Source organism: Thalassotalea castellviae, from assembly GCF_031846185.1.
GTDB classification, from domain to species: domain Bacteria; phylum Pseudomonadota; class Gammaproteobacteria; order Enterobacterales; family Alteromonadaceae; genus Thalassotalea_H; species Thalassotalea_H castellviae.
This window is the reverse complement of record NZ_JAVRIF010000004.1, coordinates 35,785-55,792: the sequence shown is the minus strand read 5'-3', so window position 1 is coordinate 55,792 and position 20,008 is coordinate 35,785. Positions and strand designations below refer to the sequence as shown.

The following is a 20,008-nucleotide window of genomic DNA, read 5'->3' as shown; positions in this document are numbered from 1 at the left end:
TCCTAAAGTATGACGATATTGTGAATTTTTAAGTTCAAGGTAATGTTGAGAGCGCAATTTTAGGTGATTTTTAATCAAAACGAAAGAAATATTTCTTTCGATCTGAAAGTTTTCATAATAACTTTCATTTATGGCGAGAATTTTTAGGTGAATAAGCGACACAATTTGGTCACTATTAAAGGAAGGCTAGAAAAAATGGCATGAAAAACATTTCGGTATTTTATTAAAAATGTAGGAATATACACAAAAAAGCGGAATTTTAGTGAAAAATCCCGCTTAAAATCTGAAAAATTCATTCGAAACGAAAGAAGTTTTCAACAAATAAAACTTGACCAAATAGTTAGAAAATTTCTTCAGTCTGAGTTTTATTATCAAAGATATCGTGGCTGTTATCTTTGGTGACATATTCGGTCGGAGCAGTCCCTAATTTAAAATATTCAAAGATACTGGTTCTATCTGTACGTTTGGTTAATTTTCCTGTTTGCTTATCTATTCGCACAGAAACGATGTTTTCTGGTTGCATAAATGGCTCAACTGGAAGGTCTGCTAATGCCGTACGCATAAATGAAATCCAGGCGGGTTGTGCCGACTTCGCGCCAAATTCTTTACCGGTAATTTGGTTTTTATCAAGATTTTTATTATAAGAAGAGCTACCCAAATTTCGAGACGGATCGTCAAAACCTATCCATGACGTGGTGACGATTCTTCGACTATAACCTGAAAACCAAGCATCTTTTGCTTCGTTTGTTGTGCCCGTTTTACCGGCAATATCTCTTCGTTTTAGTGTTCTTCCTCTAAAGCCGGTGCCTTGCCATCCTGGATTTATAGACCAATCAGCTCCCCAAATTGCTTCATTTAAGGCTTGCGTGATCAAAAAAGCATTTTGTGGACTTATGACACGTTCCGCTTTAATTAACGGGTGCTCTTTGGAACTTGATTGCTGTGAAGTAAGCGTGTTAACTATATTCTCTGGAATAGGATCTAAGTCTGCCGTTAATTGTGAATTATTATCAAAATGACTACAGTCATCGCAGGCGATAGCAGGGTTGGCTTGATATACAATATTACCGAAAGAGTCTTCAATTCTTTCAATGATATAAGGCTCGATTAAAAAACCATTATTGGCGAATGTAGCAAAACCTGTTGCAACTTCCATTGGCGTGAGTGATGCAGAACCTAGAGAAAGTGATTCATCACGGGGTAGTTCATCGGGAGCGAAACCAAAAGATGCTAAATGCGGTATAATTTTATTTAAACCGACCTCTCTAAATAATCGTACTGCTACTACGTTTTTTGATTGAGCTAATGCTCTTTTAACTCTAATTTCACCGGAATAAATTGCTGGTGAATTTTTTGGTCGCCATACTACCCCTGTGATGTCATTTGATTGATTTATAGGGGCGTCATTGACGATTGATGCAAGGGTAAAACCATTTTCTAAAGCGGCTGAATATACAAAAGGTTTTATATTTGAACCCACTTGTCGTTTCGCTTGAGTAACTCGGTTAAATTGAGAATGTTTATAACTAAATCCGCCCACTACTGCTTTAATAGCACCGTTATCTGGAGATAAAGAAACAAGCGCAGAACTTGCCGAAGGAAACTGACTTAAAGCATATTGTTGACCTTGTTGTCTTACGTATACTACATCGGCATATTTTACGATCTCATTGGCAAACTGTGGTGCGGGTCCTTGTTTATCATCATTGATATATTCTCTGGCCCAAGATAAGCCCTGCCAATTAATCCTTTCGACTTGATTGTTTGGCAAAGTCACTTCGATTGATTGTTCTTCGACTTTAGTTACCACAGCTGGAAATAGAGGCGGATAACTTTCTATATCGCTTAATGCATCCTCTATTTCGTTGATATTTAATGGATCTATTTCTACAATTTCAATTTCTTCATGCTGATCACCTTGCGGGCGAAGAGACATAATTGGACCTCTATAGCCATGACGTAAGTCATAATTAAGGAGATTAGAAATAACCGCATGCTCTGCAGATTTTTGTAGTTTAGAAGTGACCGTTGTAAAAACTTTATAACCTCCAGTGTAAGCCTGTTCTTTCCCGTATCGGTCAATCATTTCCTGATGTGCCATTTCAGCCGCGTAAGGAGCACTTAATTCAATGATAGCCCCATGCTTTTTAGCAGTGATAGGCGCATTTATCGCTTGTTCAAATTCTTCTCTAGTAATGTAATCAGTCACTAACATACGTTGTAAAACAACGGCTCGTCTTGATAAAGCGCGATCAGGTCTACTTATTGGGTTTAACGTAGAAGGTGCTTTTGGCAAACCTGCCAATACCGCAATTTGAGCAAGCGTTAAATCTTTAACATCTTTATTGTAGTAAACTTGTGCCGCTGCCCCGAAACCAAAAGATCGATGACCTAAAGGTATTTTATTCATATATAACGCGAGTATTTCATCTTTTGATAATAAGTATTCGATATGGAATGCGGTAAATATTTCACGAATTTTTCGGATATAGGTTTGCTCTCTTGTTAAAAAGAAATTACGAGCAACTTGCATTGTGATCGTACTTGCTCCCCCCTTATTTTGACCAATAAGTTGACCAATAACTGCGCGCGTCATACCTATAGGATCAACACCAAAATGTAAGTAAAAACGGTCATCTTCAGTCGCTAAAATGGCATTAATTAGCTGTTTAGGCATCTCATCAAGTGTTAATGGGATCCTTTTTTTCTCACCAAACTGGTTCATTAGTTGGCCATCGGCACTATATATTTTCATCGGTGTTTGCCATTGAAGATTTTTTAATGACTCAACACTCGGTAATTCACTTCGAAGCAAAAAGTAAGTAATTACAAGGGCTGCAAGTCCAAAAAGCGTTAAAAATAATCCAACTTTTAGTAGGTTTTTGAAAGAAAACAAAATAAAGCGCTCAATAAAATTTAAAAAAATTGCCGATTACTACTAGTATATCCTTTAAAAGCATGTAATAAATGTATTTATCTGGAAAATATATCTATATTATTATAATAAAATGATTTAGTAGGAAGTTATGCTGAAAAATCTTTGGAAAAAGAAAACTTCTTTGGTTGTAGGGATAGATATTGGATCTCATTCTGCGAAAGCGGTATTAATCAATCAAGGCACCGAGGGATATGTGTTGGAGGCGATAGCAACGGAGCTTATGCCTCGAGGTGCTATTATCGACAGAGAAATTCAAGATATTGAAGCCGTCGGTAAAGTTATTGCCAAGTTACGGAATAAAATTACAGCTTCTGCTACTCAAGCAGCTGCAGCAGTTTCAGGTCAAACAGTTATCACGAAAGTCATTTATATGGATGTTTCACTCAATGAGCAAGAACTCGCGAGTCAAATTGAAATTGAAGCTGACAGTCTAATTCCTTATCCTCTTGATGAAGTCAGTTTAGATTTTGAACCTTTAGATGTGAATGAATCTGATCCAACAAAAATTAATGTTTTATTGAGTGCTGCACGTACTGAATCTGTAGAAGCAAGAGTTTCGGCGTTGGAAGCAGGTGGTTTTACCACGAAAGTAGTCGACGTTGAATCTTATGCGGTAAGTCGTTCGTATGATTTAGTTTTACCCTTATTACCCGATGACGCTGTAGATAAAACAGTGGCAATCGTTGATATTGGTGCGATGATGACGTTATTTTCAGTGACTCATGCGGGCGAGCATTTATATAGTCGCGATCAAATGTTTGGCGGCGAACAATACACTCGTTCTATCGTCTCTTATTACAATAAATCTTTTGAAGAAGCTGAAGCGGCAAAAGTCAGTCGTGATTTACCACCCAATTATACTTTTGAAGTGCTTGCTCCTTTTCATACCGTATTAGTGCAACAAATAAGACGCGCAATTCAAATGTTTTTAACCTCAAGTGGTAAAGATAAAATTGATTATCTTGTGATATCTGGAGGTTGTGCACAAGTTGAAGGCATTCATGAATTATTAAATGAAGAGTTAGGAATTCATACGGTTATTGCAAATCCGTTTTCTCATATGGCGGTGTCTTCATCGATTAATGAACAAGAATTAAATCAAACCGCATCACAATATATGGTTGCCGCTGGTTTAGCTTTAAGGAGTTTTTCTACATGGCACATATAAATTTACTTCCATGGCGCGAAGAAGCTGAAAAAGCCAAACAACGAGAGTTTTTTACGACGTTAACTGCTATTGCTTTAGGTGCATTTGCGGTTGTTTTTTTGGTCAGCCAAGTTTATCAATTACGGATTGATGGACAAAATAACCGTAATCAGTATTTAAAAAATGAAATTGCTGTTTTAGATGCACGTATTAGTCAAATAAAAACGTTGAATGAAAAGAAAAACGAGCTGCAAAAACGTACCGCGGTTGTTGAGCAACTTCAACGAAGCAGAAATGTCGGTACGCAGGTGTTAGATGAAATTGCAAAAGTAGTGCCCACAGGCATCTATTTGGTTAAAATGGAAAAACAAGGCAGTAGCTTACAATTAATTGGTAAGAGTGAATCGAATAACCATTTAGCTAATATGATCAGAAAAATTGAAAGTTCAGACTTATTCACGGACGCAGTTTTAGAGTCGATCACTGCAAATGATGCGCAAAGTAAATTGTTAAGCGATTTTAAAATGAGAGTTAGAATCAAAGGGTTAACAGACGCAGCGATAACTCAAGGAGCAAGCAAGTGAATATAGATTTTTCACAATTCGATAACCTTGAATTAGACAATATTGCGCAATGGCCGCCTTTGGCTAAAGGTGTCTTTTCAGTATTTATTGCTATTGTAGTGTTAGGACTAGGTTATGTGTTGTTAGTTAGCGATAAAATAGACACGTTAGATTCAGTCGTTGCAGAAGAAACGACGTTAAAACAGCAATATCAGGCAAAATATCATATTTCAGCCAATTTAGAGCTTTTTCAACAGCAAATGATAGAAGCGGAGGAGCTTTTTGCCACACAATTGAAAAGCTTACCTGAAAGTCATGAAACGCCAGGTTTACTCGATGATATTACTTTTGTTGGTACTACAAGTGGTTTGAATTTTGTTAAGCTTAATTGGCAACCTGAAATTACCCAAGAAATATATATTGAATTGCCGATAGATATTGAAGTGATAGGTACTTATCATGAGTTTGGTAATTTTGTAAGTAAAATTGCGGGCTTACCTAGAATTGTAACTTTGCATGATTTTGATATAGATATTAACAAAGAAGCAAACGGACAATTGAACTTAAAATTACAAGCCAAAACGTACCGTTATTCGGAGGCTACAGTAGAATGAAAAAGTTAGCCATTTTGATCCCTCTATTTTTTATTGCTGGTTGTTTTGATGACACAAGTGATTTAAAAGCCCATATTGCTGAGGTGCAAGCGAATACGCCTAAACAAATTGATCCTATGCCGTCAGTACCGGTGTTTAATCATTTCGACTATTCCGTGAGTTCACTACGTAGTCCATTTGATATTCCACGACCTGAAGCTATTCAAGAAAAAATTCAACAAATGTCAGGATGCTTAAGTCCTGATCCTCGTCGAAGAAAACAACCATTAGAAAAGTTTTCTTTAAGTGATTTGACGATGCGTGGAACCTTAGGTGAATTAGGAATAACCTGGGCATTAGTTGAAGCATCAGATGCAACTTTGCATCGTGTTGCGGTAGGTAATTATCTTGGTTTATATCATGGTAGAATTACCGAAGTCAGTCAAAATAATGTTAAAGTAATCGAATTAATTCCAGATGGTGCAGGGTGTTGGGTTGAACGCGAAACTGTTGTCGCTATGGTTGAGTCAGGTTCAGAGGGGCAAAGGAAGTGATGGTGCAATTTATTAGAATAATTAAAAAATTGAAGATAACTATGTTTAAAAAAATTGCCACTATGCTGGCACTTACTCTTTTTTCATATACCGCGATAGCTGCAGAAATTACTGGTGTCAGTTATAACACCATGCAAAACGATGAAATAGAATTAGTGTTTATTTTATCTGAAAATATCGTTACGCAGCCTACCATTAAAACGTCAGTGAATCCTGCTCGTATTGATATTACTTTTGATGCAGAAAGCTTTGACGAACAAATAGCAAAAACTATTGTCGCTCATGCCGGTGTTAAAGAAATTTCAATTCAGAAACTTGCCGGGAAAGTCGTTGCTTCTGTCCATTTAGATCAATTATCTATTTTTGATGTCAGTCAAAGTGAAAACCAATTTAATTTATTATTAAATAAAGGCAATGTTGCTTCATTAGGTAACTTAACGCCGGTAGCATCAGAATTTATCAATAATATCGCTTCCATTGATTTTAAACGTGGTCAAGGAAATGAAGGTCAATTACTTGTTTATTTAGACGACAGTATGGTCGCTGTTGATGTAAGTGATCGGTTAGGCAAAGTATATGTTGAGTTTCATAACACACAAATTTTAGACGACTTACTTTATACGTTAGATGTGACAGATTTTGGTACTTTAGTGAAAGGTATCGAAACCTTTAGAGAAGGTAAGAATGCTCGTTTAGTTGTTGACATTGCAGATAATTTTACGTTTAAACATCAGCAATTAAATAATGTATTCTCTTTAACTGTTACTGAAAAAGTGAAAGTGCCAGGTTATTTAGGCGACTCTGAAGATTTTTCTGGCCGTGCAATTTCGCTAAATTTCCAAGACATCCCTGTTCGTACAGTACTGCAAATTATTGCAGATTATAATGGCTTTAATTTAGTTACCAGTGACACCGTTAATGGCAATATTACCTTGAGATTAGACGGTGTACCTTGGGATCAAGCGTTAGATATTATCCTTAAAGTTAAAGGGTTAGATAAACGTATGCAGGGTAATATCTTAATGGTTGCCCCTAGTGACGAATTGGCTGCGCGAGAAGCTAGAGAATTACAAGCGAAACAGCAAGTGGCTGAATTAGCGCCATTGTACTCTGAATATGTGCAAGTAAATTATGCGAAAGCGATTGAATTTGCTGCCTTGATAAAGAGTGAAGATAATTCAATTTTATCACCTCGTGGTAGTGTCAGTGTTGACGAAAGAACCAATACTTTACTGATTCGTGATACGGCTAAAAGTATCGAAGATATTAAACGTATGGTTAGCGTGTTAGATATACCGGTTCGCCAAGTGATTATTGAATCAAGAATGGTGACAGTTAAAGATAACATCAATGAGGAATTAGGTATTCGTTGGGGTGTTACCGATACTGATGGCGAGTTTGCTTCTTCCGGAGGATTAGGTGGTGCGGATTCTGCAAATGGTGGTGTTGTACCTGCCCTTGCTGATCGATTAAATGTTAACTTACCGGTTGCAAGCCCTGCCGGTAGTATTGCTTTTCAAGTTGCGCGACTTGCTGATGGCACTATCTTAGATCTTGAATTAAGCGCTATGGAAAAAGAAAACAAAGGGGAAATCATCGCTAGCCCACGCATTACTACAGCTAACCAAAAAGAAGCGTACATTGAACAAGGGGTAGAAATTCCTTATCAAGAAGCCGCCTCTAGTGGTGCAACCGCGACGCAATTTAAGAAAGCCGTACTTAGTTTAACTGTTACGCCACATATCACACCGGATGATAGAATTATTCTAGATTTGGTTGTCACACAAGATACGGTTTCAGATGTGCAAAGTGGCTCAGCACCAGCGATAGATACCCAAAGAATAGGTACGCAAGTTTTAGTGAACAATGGTGAAACGATTGTGTTAGGTGGTATTTACCAACAATCCATTATCAGCAGTGTTTCCAAAGTACCCGTATTAGGTGATATTCCATATTTCGGCTGGATGTTCAGAAATAGTAATAACTTTAACGAGAAAAAAGAATTACTTATTTTTGTTACACCACGCATAGTTACTGAAAGATTTTAAATTATTTGCAAGTAAGCTGTACTTTTGTACATTGCTTACTTGCAATTCATACCCAACAATTGCGATAATTACGCCCTTAAAATTTTCGAGGGAGGTTCCCTCTTACCTGTAAACGCAATTTAACGAGTATTAAGTTAGTCTCATGGCAGAAAAACGTAACATTTTCCTAGTAGGACCTATGGGTGCAGGCAAAAGCACAATAGGTAGAGAATTAGCTGATAAGCTTCATTTAGAATTTTTTGACTCTGATCAGGAAATCGAGCGCCGTACTGGCGCAGACATCGCTTGGGTATTTGACCTTGAAGGCGAAGAAGGTTTCCGTAAAAGAGAAGAAACCGTCATTGATGACTTATCAGAAATGCAAGGCATTGTCTTGGCTACGGGTGGTGGTTCAGTGATCAGCGATATCGTTCGTAATCGCTTATCAGCTCGTGGTATTGTGGTTTATCTTGAAACCACTATTGATAAGCAAGTGGCTAGAACTCAGCGTGACCGTCGACGTCCTTTATTACAAACGTCAGAAGATCCTCGTACAGTATTAGAAAACTTAGCGGTTGAACGCAATCCTCTTTATGAAGAAATTGCTGATGTCATCGTACAAACTGATGATCAAAGTGCCAAAGTTGTTGCTAATAAAATCGTTGAACGATTAGATTTCTAAAGCATGGTAACTCTCAAGCTTGACCTAGGTGAGCGTAGTTATCCAATATATATAGAGAGTAATTTATTTAATCAAAATAATTTGCTCTCTCAACATATTCGGGCAAAGCGAGTATGTATTGTCACGAATACTGTCGTTGCTCCTTTATACCTTGAAAAAATCAAATCCCAGTTACATCAATATCAAGTTGATGAAGTGATCCTTGCCGATGGCGAAGCAGAGAAGAACTTAAGCAATTTCGACAAGATTATGTCGCACTTATTAGCGAATACACACGGTAGAGATTCTACTTTAATCGCATTAGGTGGCGGTGTTATTGGTGATATTACTGGCTTTGCTGCTGCGTGTTATCAACGCGGAATTGATTTTATTCAAATTCCGACGACATTACTCTCACAAGTCGACTCCTCAGTTGGCGGAAAAACTGCCGTAAATCACCCTTTAGGGAAAAATATGATCGGCGCTTTTTATCAACCTAAAGCCGTGATTATTGATATTGATAGCCTAACTACCTTACCGAAAAGAGAATTTTCTGCAGGGATGGCTGAAGTGATCAAATATGGCATCTTAGGCGATGGTGATTTTTTTGCTTGGTTAGAAGCTAATACCAAGGCGATTAAAGCTGGCGAGCAACAAGTGTTAATTCAAATGATTGAAAAATGCTGTCAGTGTAAAGCCGATATCGTTTCCGCTGATGAAACTGAAGCAGGGGTTCGCGCATTACTGAATTTAGGGCATACTTTTGGTCATGCGATTGAAGCTGAACAAGGCTACGGTAATTGGTTACATGGCGAAGCTGTAGCCACTGGCATGGTACTTGCTGCTAAGCTTGCAGTAGCAATGAATTTGCTAGAAGTGTCAGAACTTCGTCGTATTGAACAACTATTAACTGATTTTGAATTGCCATTAATTGCACCACAAACGATGGGCTTTAATGAGTTTATTAAACATATGCGCCGTGATAAGAAAAATATTGGCGGTAAATTACGTTTAATTATTCCTACCGCAATTGGTAAATCTGTCATGCGTGACGATATTAACGAGGATATGCTTCAGCAAATTCTGTAGAAATTTACAGATAGGTGAAATATGTCTTCGTTAGCGCAAGCTCTTGAAACTCCAACACAATCAGAAAGTGTCACAACCATAAGTGCGATCGCACGTGTTGATTATATTTTACGATTTTCAAAACAAGCCGTTATGGTGGTTGATGAGCAAATAGCACTGTGTTCAAGTGTGGGTAGCCAATTTCTCAGTAACTTATCACCTGATCATAATGCTGCATATATCACGATGTCAGCAAAGTTAAATGACTTACAAGTGCGCTGCCGTATTATTGAACAGTTATTTGGTAATACACTTTTTGACCCAGAACAGTCTGTGGCAGTGAGTTTAATAAATCTGGTTAAAAAGCATCAGCAACCAGTCACTATCGTTATTGATAACGCACACCTACTTTCATTACAACTAACACATGAGTTATGTCAATTAGCTGAAGTTGCAAAAAGATCAGATCATCAAGTTAGTATATTAATGTTATCAACGCCACAAGGCGGACTAAAGATTTGTCAGAATCCGACGTTATTTCATAAAAAATTAGCGATTATTTCGGCTCAAACAGGGCAGTTGATTTCACATAATGCTAAACAATTTAAACCCCCTAAAAATTATTTAGCAATAACGCCAATGAAAAAATGGCTAGCATTCTTTATTATGCTAGCTTTGCTTGCTGCTGGTAGCGTTTATTTCTTATTTAAACGAGATGTTTTTGGTTTTAGCACCGCAATGCATGATCATTTAGTTAATCAAACAGAATTGTCTGATAAGCCCGTCACCTTGCCTGACACTTTTATTCAAATAGATAAAGACACAAACGTAGTTGCAACAAAGAATAAGCAAGCAACTGCTAATGACATCTTAACCTCATTATTAGGTCGTCCAATAGATGATATCAAGCTTGAAGTGACTACTCCTCAAGCCGCTCAACCTGTTGATATTATCAATGCGATTGAAGCTTACAATCAAAATGCTGATGTAAAAGCAACAACTGAGAGTGAGTTAACTAGCGAACAGAAGCGTGCAATGGAGCCCGTATTTGTTACACCGGTTAACGATGTTGTTGTAGCCGAAAAAAAGACCGAAAGCATCGACAAAGCTAGCGATATGAATATTGAATCTGTTGAAGTAATTCCAGCGAATAATGCCATCGACGACAATCAACAGGTTACAAAATCAGAACCGGCGATAATCAAAGGTCAATATCAAGGTCAAGAGCAAGGTTTTGTGATTCAAATTGCGGGATTTACTCAACAAAATATTTTGGATGAGTTTATGGCGGAGTACCAAAGCTTGCCACTTTTTCAATACAAACGTGTCGTGAATGATGAAATTATGACAATAGTGACTAGTGAATACTTTCAAGATCGACAACAAGCAGAACAAGCAATTGGCCAACTTCCACAAACGATCCAAGAAAGATCGCCTTGGATCAAAGCTATCACAACGATTAATGATGAAATCAATCGCTTTCAACGCTCCCAATCAGTAGAAAATCAAGTTACAATTCCCGTTTCTTAGTCTTTGAAGGCTAATCTGTCGTATTAGGGTTTTGAGCTAAATGGTAAAAAAACATCGAGCGTTTTTAAAGTGGGCTGGCGGAAAATACAGTCTTAGCGATGTTATTAATAAAATGCTGCCATCGGGGGATAGGCTGATTGAGCCTTTTGTTGGTGCTGGCTCTGTCTTTTTAAATAGCGATCATGAAAGTTATATCTTAAATGATATCAATAAAGATTTGATTAATTTATATCAGATCATTCAAAGTAAACCTCAATGTTTTATTGATGACGCTAAAGCGATTTTCTGTCCAGAAAACAATCAAGCAGAAGCTTATTATCATTTACGTACCGAATTTAATGCCACCGTTGATAAATATTACCGTTCGCTACTGTTCTTATATATGAATCGGCATGGTTATAACGGCTTGTGTCGATATAATAAGTCTGGGGGTTACAATGTACCTTTTGGAAAATATAAAAAGCCATACTTTCCAGAAGAAGAACTGTGGTTTTTTGCTGAAAAGGCTCAGAAAGCGATATTTATTTGTGAGAGTTATCGACAAACGTTTGCTAGAGCTGAAAATGGTGATGTGATTTATTGTGATCCACCGTATGTGCCGCTTAGTAAAACGGCAAGCTTTACGAGTTATGCTGGCAATGGTTTTGGTTTAGATGAACAAGCAGACTTAGCAAACGCAGCAGAAGAAATTGTTGAAAATAAAGAAGTTAGCGTGTTAATTAGTAATCATGACACAATATGGACACGTAAAATTTATCAAGGTGCTAATAAAAAGAAATCGATTCAAGTGGCGCGAACAATAAGTCAAAAGGGAGGAGGGCGAAAAAAAGTGGCCGAGTTAATGGTACTTTATAACGCCAAGTTATAACTTTAGGATGAAAGCGGGCTAATTTAGTACGAGAGAAACTATGCTAATTAAAGCGCCGATAAAAAGAATAACGCCAAGTAAGCCAATGATAACGAAGTGGCTGAATTTTCCTTCGGTAAAATCTTTCTCCCTGTTTTTATTACTCTGTACGCCTAAAAATGCTGAAGCAACACTTTTAACGGTGTTTCGTATCTTCTGACTCATTTTTTTCCTTAATACTTATTTGTATTGCTCTAATAGTAAACTAAAGACCAAGTCTAAAAGCAAGTATTCAATGCATCTTGGGTGTTTAATGCATATTACGTTATATTCATTATTCAAATAAAGACCGATATATCATATAGTTAAAAATCAGGGAAGTTTAAATGCCAACATCAAATATAACTAACATTAGCCAACAAGCGCTTTGGCGAATATCCTATACTTTATCAATCACTTTTCTGGTCATCATTGTTTTGACTTGGTTACATGTAGATAACCATTATAAGCCGAATATCGATCAGCTTAGCACCACAGAACTTGCTCAAGAAAACCTCATTAAGAAGTTACAAAATACCGCTCATCCTTCTGAGCAAGAGTTTACTTTTATTCCGACTGGCGTTTTTATTCAAGCCTTGGCTTTTAGTAGTTCAAATGACGTGAGTGTCAGTGGTTATATTTGGCAGAAGTTTCCTGATTCTATTGATCAACCTCAAGAAGTGAAACCCAGTTTTATATTTCCTGAACAAGTAGAAGGTTCAGAAATGGAATTGCAATACCAGCAAATGGTGGAAGATGGTACGGTTTATGGCTGGAGTTTCAATGTTGTATTAAGACAGAAATTTAATTATTTAGACTACCCATTAGATCATAAAACGGTTTGGATCAGAATTTCGCCGTCTATTTCAGAGAGAAATTTGGTTTTTACGCCAGCGTTAGAAAATTATAAATCTACCGAAAATGGTCAATCTTTTGGAATAGAAGATAATTTGGTGTTGGGAGATTGGCAAGTAGATGAGACGTTTTTCGATTATAAATCGATACACTATGATACAAATTTCGGGACAAGTTTTAAGTCGCAACAATATGAATACCCAGAACTTTATTTTAATATTGTGCTGAAAAGAAAATTCTTAAATGCTTTTATCATTAACTTAGTACCTTTGTTAACGGTAGCAACATTATTATTCGCTGTGTTGATGACGATCACCGCAGAGCCTAAAAAACGTGAGACATTAGGGTTTAATTTTACCGGCGTTATTTCCATCGTTTCAGCATTGTTTTTTGTCGTGTTAATTGCACATATTCAACTTCGTGAACAGTTTTCTGAGGACGGCATCGTTTATATCGAATATTTCTTTTTATTGATGTACTTCACAATGGTGATGTTAATTATGAATACCTATTTCTTTTCGCGAGGAAAAGACGTTACTCTAAAATGGATAATGGCTGAAGATAATTTATTACCTAAACTATGCTTTTGGCCATTTACTTTAGGTGTGATGACATTGATCACTTTGATAAAATTTGTGTTTTGACGAATATAAACTAAAAAACGCATAGATAAACTATGCGTTTTAATAATTGTTAAGGGTAGAGATACTTTAATAATCTCGACTTAAAAAGAAGCGCCGATGCTTAATACTAATGATTCTTCGCCTTTACCTGATTCAACATCTAATTCTTCTGAATTAGAAATTAATGCCACACCAATATCAAAGCCAGAAATAGATGTGCCGTATCCAAGTTCAACGTATTCACCTTCAAAATCTTTACCCCAAGAACCAAGAGTCGCATAAAGTCCAGAATCGCCTTCTAAGGTTAATGAAATAAAATCATAATCAGACTCGTCAATACCTAAGTCTTTATCTTCTTCGTGAGTACCAACATTGTATGAAAGTGAGAAAATACCATAAGCAGCGCTTAAGTTAATTTCATTATATGCCGAATCAAAATCACCTGTGTATTGATAAGTTGTGAAGCCAGCACTTAAACTAAGACCGCTGTCTGTTTCTACTCCGTAACCCGCGTAGAAATCAACTTCGATACCATCTTGTACATCCGCAGCCCAAGTACCTGCGTAAAAACCACCTTTTTCAAGGTCTAAGCCACCGCTTGCAGAAGCAGTCGTCGTTTGTGCTATACCACGGAAAAAGTATTGTGATACAACGCCTACGTTGCCACTTAATCCTTCAATACCTGCAAGGCCTTCTTCGGCACTAGCATTAAATGAAGCGATAGAAGCAGTTAAAAGAGTTGAAGAGAGTGCGATATTTAATAGTGTTTTTTTCATGTGATTCTCATTTAGTTTATTTTTGTTACTTTGAGATTGCAAAGAGAGTGCCTGAATAACAAAAAAAATATTTATATTTAAAATCAATTGATTAGAGGTTTTTAATTAAGAAAATCAATTTTCCTGTGATCAATAATAGTGCGAGTGTTTCAACAATGATCAAAAAAGGTGCATAGTTTATTATGGTTAATAGTAGGATAAATATTTGTTAATCGTTAATTTACTTTACCTTTCAAAAATAGTGGATGAGCTCTATTTTCAATAAAAAGTAACAGAGACATCTTTATAAAAAACGTTCAAAATAGGACGTTTAGTCTTGCAGCAAGATGCTTTTTTATCCTGAGATAAAAATAATTAATCTTAAAAAATAAAATAGCCAAATTTGTCTTTATGCTTCATTTTTAGTCGTGTTTTAGGTAAAGTAGCGCTGTTTTTTAAAGGGGAAAATAATGTCATCATATTTAATTGCGCCTTCCATTCTTTCAGCTGATTTCGCTCGTTTAGGTGAAGATGTTGCTAATGTCCTCAAAGCGGGAGCTGATGTCATTCATTTTGATGTCATGGATAATCACTTTGTCCCTAATTTAACGTTTGGTCCGATGATTTGTCAGTCATTACGCGATTATGGTATTACGGCTCCCATTGATGTGCATTTGATGGTAAAACCAGTCGATAGTCTTATCCCTAGTTTTGCCAAAGCCGGCGCTGATATTATTACTTTTCATCCTGAAGGCAGTGATCATATCGATAGAACGTTGCAATTGATTAAAGATCATGGCTGTAAGGCTGGCCTAGTGTTAAATCCAGCCACCCCTTTGCATTGTTTAGATTTTGTCATGGATAAGCTTGATGTAATTTTACTAATGTCTGTAAATCCAGGTTTTGGCGGACAATCATTTATCCCGACAACTTTAGATAAAATTAAGTTGGTACGTGAGAAAATTGTAGCTAGTGGTCGAGATATTCGATTAGAAGTAGATGGTGGCGTTAAGGCCGATAATATTGCCGAAATAGCGGCGGCGGGTGCAGATATGTTTGTTGCAGGTTCGGCTATTTTTTCAAAAGATGATTATCAGCAAGCAATAGATGAAATGCGAGCACAACTCGCAACAGTGAAACAATAAGCTAAAATTGGTTAAGTTGATCAATTTTTTTAAATAAATCGTATTTAGGTAAAGAGAACTCATGAGTAAACCTGTTGTATTAAGTGGCTGTCAGCCATCGGGTGAATTAACCATTGGTAATTATTTAGGCGCGCTTAAGCAGTGGGTAAATATGCAAGATTCACATAACTGCTATTACATGTTAGTGAATCAACATGCTATTACTGTTCGACCTGATCCTGCTGCGTTACGTAAAGCTACACTTGATGGTTTAGCTTTATACTTAGCTTGTGGCGTTGATCCTGAGAAAAGTACGATATTTATTCAGTCTCATGTGCCAGAGCATGCCCAATTGAGTTGGGTTTTAAGTTGCTACACGCAAATGGGTGAGTTAAATAGAATGACTCAATACAAAGATAAGTCACAAAAATCTGAAGCGAATATGAATTCAGGATTGTTTACTTATCCGGTGTTAATGGCGGCAGATATTTTACTATATCGTGCAGACCGTGTGCCTGTTGGTGATGATCAAAAGCAGCATCTTGAGTTAGCACGTGATATTGCTACGCGTTTTAATAATTTACATGGTGATGTTTTTGTTGTTCCTGATCCCTATATTCCAGAACATGGCGCTCGAGTAATGAGTTTGCTTGAGCCGACTAAGAAAATGTCAAAGTCTGATACGAATCCAGGTAATTTTATTGGCTTGTTAGAAGAGCCGAAAAAAATTGCTAAAAAGATAAAACGTGCTGTGACGGATTCCGATGAGCAAGCCCGTATCTATTTTAATATTGAAGAAAAGCCAGGTGTGTCTAATTTGTTATCGCTCTTGTCTTGTGCAACAGGGCAAACAGTTGAACAATTAGTGCCTCAATACGAAGATAAAATGTACGGTCATTTAAAAGGTGATGTAGCGGATGCTGTTGTTGCCATGCTAGAGCCGATCCAAGAAAAGTATCATCAGTATCGTAATGATCAAGCTCTAATGGAGCAAGTCATGCGAAATGGTGCAGAAAAAGCTTCAGAGCGTGCCAGTAAAATTTTGACTTCAGTTTACGATGCCGTTGGTTTTATTGCTAAACCATAACGTTTGCGATAAACAGCTATATTTATTCGGTTTTAAGACACTTAACAAATAAAAGGATAAAGTATTGAAAGCGCTAAACAGTTATATATTAACGTTTGTTTTCTTTATTTTATCTTTATCGATTGCGGCTTTTGTTAATGCTCAAACAGTTGTACTGCCAGTGCAAAAGGACGTCAAAAAATCGCTTGTTTGGTTAGTGGAAGACAAAAAAGAAAACCTTAATCTATTGACGATGACAGCGCCAACGACGTCAGTTGCTACTTATATTGAAAGTCGTGTCATCGCGCAATTAACGCAGTATGACATTGAAGTTCAACGCATGTCGATTAAACGTATCGAACAAGTGCTGAAAACAACACCAAATGCTTGTGCCGCAAATCGTGCAAAACTTGAGTCGCGTCAAAAATATTCTTTATTCTCAACACCGCAAGCTTTTTACTTAACCCATAAACTTTTTCGTTATAATCAAAGTACTAGGTTAGCTAAACACTTATTTGATGAAAATGGTGAAATAACCAGTTTAAAAGCGGTATTTGAGCACACTCCTGAAAAAATTATCGGACTTGCCAAAGGGGTTTCTTTTGGTCCTTTTTTGGATGTTGAAATCGATAAATTAGCAGAAAAAAATATCTATTTTAGAGGCGGCGTAAATAGAGTCACCGCGCTTGAAGCTATGCTTTACGCAAATAGAGTAGACTATTTATTAGCACTACCCATTGATATTAATCCTAATCCAGCTCAAAAAGCTTTATTAGAACAACATGCTATCGCGGGTGCTCCTCCTTATTTGATTGCTCACATTAGTTGTTCAAAAAGTGAAGAAGGCGCAAAGGCGATTAAAGCAATTAATGATATTTTAGCCACTATGTATCACAGTAAAGATTACTATTTAGCGCATAAAAAATGGTTTCCTGAGAAAGATTTACTTAAATTACAGCAATACCTCAAAGAAAAATTTGTTGATAAGTCTTTTTTAAATAAACAAGTAAATTAAGCGTAGAGCGTCGCTGTAAATAAAATCACGTTAGCTCATTGATTAAAGCGTTACTGGTTACTCACTGTTTGGGTTATACGCTGAAAGAAAAAAGCTCAAATATCTATAAGATACTTGAGCTTTTTTACGGCGGTATAACTTATAAAGACATGTTAATCATCTTTATTTTTTGAAGTTTGCACGTTTTTAAATAGTTCATTACTGTTTTCAATAAATTCGTCAACATTGTTACTTGGCGCTAACATAAAGTTTGGTGTGAGCAACGTAGAGTTAAATTGCGGTCTCACACTAAAATCAGGCTTTTTACTAAGCTGGATCAGGAAAGTACCGCCAAATAATAACGTTGTTAAAGAAGCCGCAACAACTATTCTTCTTACTTTACCCATATGGAAACCTATATGGCAATTTAGCCAAAATAAACAAAACGCTAAGGCTATTGGCAAGACAATGATCATATGTGGAAGAAGTGATTGGCTTGACGTGTTGAAATTTACCAATGCTTCAAGAAAGTCTATTACCCAACTTAAATTGTAAAAAACAAAACAAATACCTAATTGTGTAAAAATTCGCGCGTCATGTTTGGTTAAGTGTGACACTAAAGCAACGGCAGCTGGCCAAATGGCAAACATTAAGGTTATACCGACCGCAGGCACAAATAATTGAGTAAAGTTTACTTCTTTCGGGTTATTTAAAAAGAACATCCAACCGGTTAAAAGAGCAAAAACAACGACATTAATGGTTAATACCAGTGGTTGCTTAGTTAAGTTGATCAAATTTTCAAATGGACTCAGAGTGATACTGTCAACGACTGGGTGATGTGGAAATACAATACGGATCTGGCTTTTACCTATGGTGATAACATCGCCAGAGTGAATAATATGACCGTTTGCAGGTTTTTTACCTTCTCCCAAAAAACAGCCATTTATACTATCTAAATCAACCACTCGCCAATTATCACCATCGAATTCTATCGATAAGTGTTCAGCACAGACATGTGGGTCAGATAAAATAATATCACTATGATAACCACGACCAATACTAATGCTATTTTTATTGAATTTATGACGGCCGAGCAATTTTTGCCCTCGACTGATCTCTTCGACAATTATTTCCATGAGACAGACTCCATAAATTTCTTAGTAAACGCTTGGGCACTTTTTTGTGAAACACCGGCAAAAGTAAAATGACTAAGTAACGCTTGATCATGTCTGTCTATTGATACGCCCAGATACAATACATCGTACAAATCAGCAAAATCTTTATAAGCTCTTGTACAGAAAACGGCTTTATTATTAATATTTTGGTGCTCAGGCATAATAATGTCGTGCTGGCATTCAAACTCAGACACATCGTCTTTACCGGCTTTATTTCCTGGCATGACTCGAGCTATCTGACGTTGGAATAATTGATAAAATTTTGTATCAGATAACTTTTTCGCTTGCATGAAACGGTATTCCATTTCTAATGAACCTGTGAAAAAATTGCCTGCTATGTAGGTATTTTCATCTAAAGAACAATTAGCAACGGCAAGCATAATGAGCGCGTCGTCTTTATCCGCATTTGACTCCCCCCAACAGCGGATAAAAGGCACATCAATTGTTGGTATTAATCCTTCACCAAGTTTTTTTAATTGCCAGTCACTGCTTAACAAAGTCGCTACTAATTCTTTTTGATTGGCTTGCAGTTGATTTTCCATTTGTTCTTCGATGGTGAGCAAGGCGCCTTTTTGGTATTGGGAGATCAATGCTAATAGTTTATCGTGAGGAACAAGAAAGCCAATTTGATTGCCAGAAGTGGCGACATTTATGCCCACTACTTGTGTCTCTTTGTTAACGACAGGGCCGCCACTCATCCCTGAATTGACTGAGCCAGTAAAATGAATACGGTCGTTAAATGATTCTTTTTTAAGTCCGTTATAGGTACCGGGTACGACTATCATGCCAAGATCATGCGGATTCCCTAACGAATAAAGCTCTTCGCCTTTCGTTGGAATATTTTGAGAAATCTCAAAAAATGGCATTTCGGCATCAGTTTCTCGTTTAACTAAAGCCAAATCATTAATTACATCGATACTTTTTAAGGTTAATAACGCTTTATTCCCTTTGTTATCTAAATATTCAATTCGGTACTTTTCAGGGTGGCGAGCAAAACTCGAAATGACATGATAATTCGTTGCAATTAATCCATCACTACTGATTTGAAAACCTGAGCCAATGGATGATTTTTCCCCACTTGCTTTGTCGATTAATCTAATTTGGTAAAGCGATGGTGCAAGTTGTTTGAAAATGGTTTCTGCTTGTTCAACAGCAATACTGACCTGACTGATCAATATTAGAAACAAACCTATTAAGCCCTTCATTTACTATCCTTTTTGTTTTCCACAAGACTATTGTGCCATCGTTGCAGTAATTGTCATTAATTATCGACACATAATTGGCTGATGAAATAGTATAACAAAGTACATTAGTACAAAAATGATTACTATTTAAAAGTTTTTGCTTGTTGGTCAGTGTGGTTAGTTGCTTACTGATTTTATCGAGTAAATTTTAACTTTTATTCTTTTTAAATGAAGCGTTTTAATAGTGATTAATCGCTTAAAAATC

18 protein-coding genes are annotated in these 20,008 nt (G+C 36.7%); 13 read left to right on the top strand and 5 right to left on the bottom strand.

Annotated elements, in window-relative coordinates; genetic code table 11:
* Nucleotides 1-340: 340 nt before the first annotated feature.
* Nucleotides 341-2,896, bottom strand: coding sequence for a penicillin-binding protein 1A (locus tag RM573_RS09045; protein ID WP_311580535.1), 2,556 nt, complete (start codon nucleotides 2,894-2,896; stop codon nucleotides 341-343).
* Between the two features lie 130 nt (nucleotides 2,897-3,026).
* Here RM573_RS09045 and RM573_RS09040 point away from each other — a divergent pair, with 130 nt between their 5' ends.
* The 9 genes from RM573_RS09040 to RM573_RS09000 all read left to right on the top strand — a co-directional run bounded on the left by RM573_RS09040 (nucleotide 3,027) and on the right by RM573_RS09000 (nucleotide 11,949).
* Nucleotides 3,027-4,106 (top strand): pilus assembly protein PilM, encoded by a 1,080-nt coding sequence (locus RM573_RS09040; protein ID WP_311580533.1) that lies wholly within the window; start codon nucleotides 3,027-3,029, stop codon nucleotides 4,104-4,106.
* Nucleotides 4,094-4,669, top strand: a complete 576-nt coding sequence (locus tag RM573_RS09035; RefSeq protein ID WP_311580529.1) for a PilN domain-containing protein — start codon at nucleotides 4,094-4,096, stop codon at nucleotides 4,667-4,669. Before RM573_RS09040 ends, RM573_RS09035 begins: the two co-directional genes overlap by 13 nt.
* Entirely contained in the window at nucleotides 4,666-5,262 is a 597-nt protein-coding gene (locus RM573_RS09030) for a type IV pilus inner membrane component PilO (RefSeq protein ID WP_311580526.1), read from the top strand. The genes RM573_RS09035 and RM573_RS09030 overlap by 4 nt, the downstream gene beginning before the upstream one ends.
* Nucleotides 5,259-5,795 (top strand): pilus assembly protein PilP, encoded by a 537-nt coding sequence (locus tag RM573_RS09025; RefSeq protein WP_311580523.1) that lies wholly within the window; start codon nucleotides 5,259-5,261, stop codon nucleotides 5,793-5,795. The genes RM573_RS09030 and RM573_RS09025 overlap by 4 nt, the downstream gene beginning before the upstream one ends.
* 41 nt (nucleotides 5,796-5,836) lie before the next feature.
* A complete protein-coding gene (locus tag RM573_RS09020; RefSeq protein WP_311580520.1) occupies nucleotides 5,837-7,843 on the top strand; it encodes a type IV pilus secretin PilQ in 2,007 nt (668 codons plus the stop codon).
* Nucleotides 7,844-7,985: 142 nt separating this feature from the next.
* Nucleotides 7,986-8,504 carry a shikimate kinase AroK gene (aroK, locus tag RM573_RS09015; RefSeq protein WP_303449742.1) on the top strand — a complete coding sequence of 173 codons (519 nt, stop codon included), beginning with the start codon at nucleotides 7,986-7,988 and terminating at the stop codon, nucleotides 8,502-8,504.
* A 3-nt stretch (nucleotides 8,505-8,507) separates the two neighbouring features.
* Entirely contained in the window at nucleotides 8,508-9,572 is a 1,065-nt protein-coding gene (gene aroB / locus RM573_RS09010; protein ID WP_311580512.1) for a 3-dehydroquinate synthase, read from the top strand.
* Nucleotides 9,573-9,593: 21 nt separating this feature from the next.
* Complete coding sequence (locus RM573_RS09005; RefSeq protein WP_311580510.1) at nucleotides 9,594-11,081, top strand: SPOR domain-containing protein; 1,488 nt, start codon at nucleotides 9,594-9,596, stop codon at nucleotides 11,079-11,081.
* A 40-nt stretch (nucleotides 11,082-11,121) separates the two neighbouring features.
* Entirely contained in the window at nucleotides 11,122-11,949 is an 828-nt protein-coding gene (locus tag RM573_RS09000) for a Dam family site-specific DNA-(adenine-N6)-methyltransferase (protein ID WP_311580507.1), read from the top strand.
* An 18-nt stretch (nucleotides 11,950-11,967) separates the two neighbouring features.
* Here the strand turns inward: RM573_RS09000 and RM573_RS08995 are convergent, their stop codons facing one another.
* Complete coding sequence (locus RM573_RS08995) at nucleotides 11,968-12,153, bottom strand: DUF2970 domain-containing protein (protein WP_311580505.1); 186 nt, start codon at nucleotides 12,151-12,153, stop codon at nucleotides 11,968-11,970.
* 161 nt (nucleotides 12,154-12,314) lie between these two features.
* Between RM573_RS08995 and RM573_RS08990 the strand changes: the two genes are divergently transcribed.
* Complete coding sequence (locus RM573_RS08990) at nucleotides 12,315-13,466, top strand: hypothetical protein (RefSeq protein WP_311580501.1); 1,152 nt, start codon at nucleotides 12,315-12,317, stop codon at nucleotides 13,464-13,466.
* Nucleotides 13,467-13,546: 80 nt separating this feature from the next.
* Here RM573_RS08990 and RM573_RS08985 read toward each other — a convergent pair whose 3' ends face one another.
* Nucleotides 13,547-14,221, bottom strand: a complete 675-nt coding sequence (locus RM573_RS08985; RefSeq protein ID WP_311580497.1) for a TorF family putative porin — start codon at nucleotides 14,219-14,221, stop codon at nucleotides 13,547-13,549.
* A 449-nt stretch (nucleotides 14,222-14,670) separates the two neighbouring features.
* Here RM573_RS08985 and rpe point away from each other — a divergent pair, with 449 nt between their 5' ends.
* From rpe to RM573_RS08970, 3 genes are all read left to right on the top strand, one after another.
* Nucleotides 14,671-15,345, top strand: coding sequence for a ribulose-phosphate 3-epimerase (rpe, locus tag RM573_RS08980; protein WP_311580494.1), 675 nt, complete (start codon nucleotides 14,671-14,673; stop codon nucleotides 15,343-15,345).
* Between the two features lie 61 nt (nucleotides 15,346-15,406).
* A complete protein-coding gene (gene trpS / locus RM573_RS08975) occupies nucleotides 15,407-16,411 on the top strand; it encodes a tryptophan--tRNA ligase (protein WP_311580491.1) in 1,005 nt (334 codons plus the stop codon).
* Between the two features lie 64 nt (nucleotides 16,412-16,475).
* On the top strand, nucleotides 16,476-17,405 hold the full coding sequence (locus RM573_RS08970; protein WP_311580488.1) for a hypothetical protein: 930 nt from the start codon (nucleotides 16,476-16,478) through the stop codon (nucleotides 17,403-17,405).
* Nucleotides 17,406-17,557: 152 nt separating this feature from the next.
* Here the strand turns inward: RM573_RS08970 and RM573_RS08965 are convergent, their stop codons facing one another.
* A complete protein-coding gene (locus tag RM573_RS08965; protein ID WP_311580485.1) occupies nucleotides 17,558-18,520 on the bottom strand; it encodes an FHA domain-containing protein in 963 nt (320 codons plus the stop codon).
* On the bottom strand, nucleotides 18,511-19,764 hold the full coding sequence (locus RM573_RS08960; protein WP_311580481.1) for a S1 family peptidase: 1,254 nt from the start codon (nucleotides 19,762-19,764) through the stop codon (nucleotides 18,511-18,513). Before RM573_RS08960 ends, RM573_RS08965 begins: the two co-directional genes overlap by 10 nt.
* Between the last annotated feature and the right edge of the window lie 244 nt (nucleotides 19,765-20,008).

Excerpts from the sequence above, each read along its gene's own strand:
- RM573_RS08995 (WP_311580505.1), bottom strand. The coding sequence starts at position 12,153 with ATGAGTCAGAAGATACGAAACACCGTTAAAAGTGTTGCTTCAGCATTT.
- RM573_RS09025 (WP_311580523.1), top strand. The coding sequence starts at position 5,259 with ATGAAAAAGTTAGCCATTTTGATCCCTCTATTTTTTATTGCTGGTTGT.
- RM573_RS08960 (WP_311580481.1), bottom strand. The coding sequence starts at position 19,764 with ATGAAGGGCTTAATAGGTTTGTTTCTAATATTGATCAGTCAGGTCAGT.
- RM573_RS09020 (WP_311580520.1), top strand. The coding sequence starts at position 5,837 with ATGTTTAAAAAAATTGCCACTATGCTGGCACTTACTCTTTTTTCATAT.
- RM573_RS08965 (WP_311580485.1), bottom strand. The coding sequence starts at position 18,520 with ATGGAAATAATTGTCGAAGAGATCAGTCGAGGGCAAAAATTGCTCGGC.
- RM573_RS08985 (WP_311580497.1), bottom strand. The coding sequence starts at position 14,221 with ATGAAAAAAACACTATTAAATATCGCACTCTCTTCAACTCTTTTAACT.
- RM573_RS08990 (WP_311580501.1), top strand. The coding sequence starts at position 12,315 with ATGCCAACATCAAATATAACTAACATTAGCCAACAAGCGCTTTGGCGA.
- RM573_RS09040 (WP_311580533.1), top strand. The coding sequence starts at position 3,027 with ATGCTGAAAAATCTTTGGAAAAAGAAAACTTCTTTGGTTGTAGGGATA.
- RM573_RS09000 (WP_311580507.1), top strand. The coding sequence starts at position 11,122 with ATGGTAAAAAAACATCGAGCGTTTTTAAAGTGGGCTGGCGGAAAATAC.
- aroB (WP_311580512.1), top strand. The coding sequence starts at position 8,508 with ATGGTAACTCTCAAGCTTGACCTAGGTGAGCGTAGTTATCCAATATAT.
- RM573_RS09005 (WP_311580510.1), top strand. The coding sequence starts at position 9,594 with ATGTCTTCGTTAGCGCAAGCTCTTGAAACTCCAACACAATCAGAAAGT.
- RM573_RS09035 (WP_311580529.1), top strand. The coding sequence starts at position 4,094 with ATGGCACATATAAATTTACTTCCATGGCGCGAAGAAGCTGAAAAAGCC.
- trpS (WP_311580491.1), top strand. The coding sequence starts at position 15,407 with ATGAGTAAACCTGTTGTATTAAGTGGCTGTCAGCCATCGGGTGAATTA.
- aroK (WP_303449742.1), top strand. The coding sequence starts at position 7,986 with ATGGCAGAAAAACGTAACATTTTCCTAGTAGGACCTATGGGTGCAGGC.
- rpe (WP_311580494.1), top strand. The coding sequence starts at position 14,671 with ATGTCATCATATTTAATTGCGCCTTCCATTCTTTCAGCTGATTTCGCT.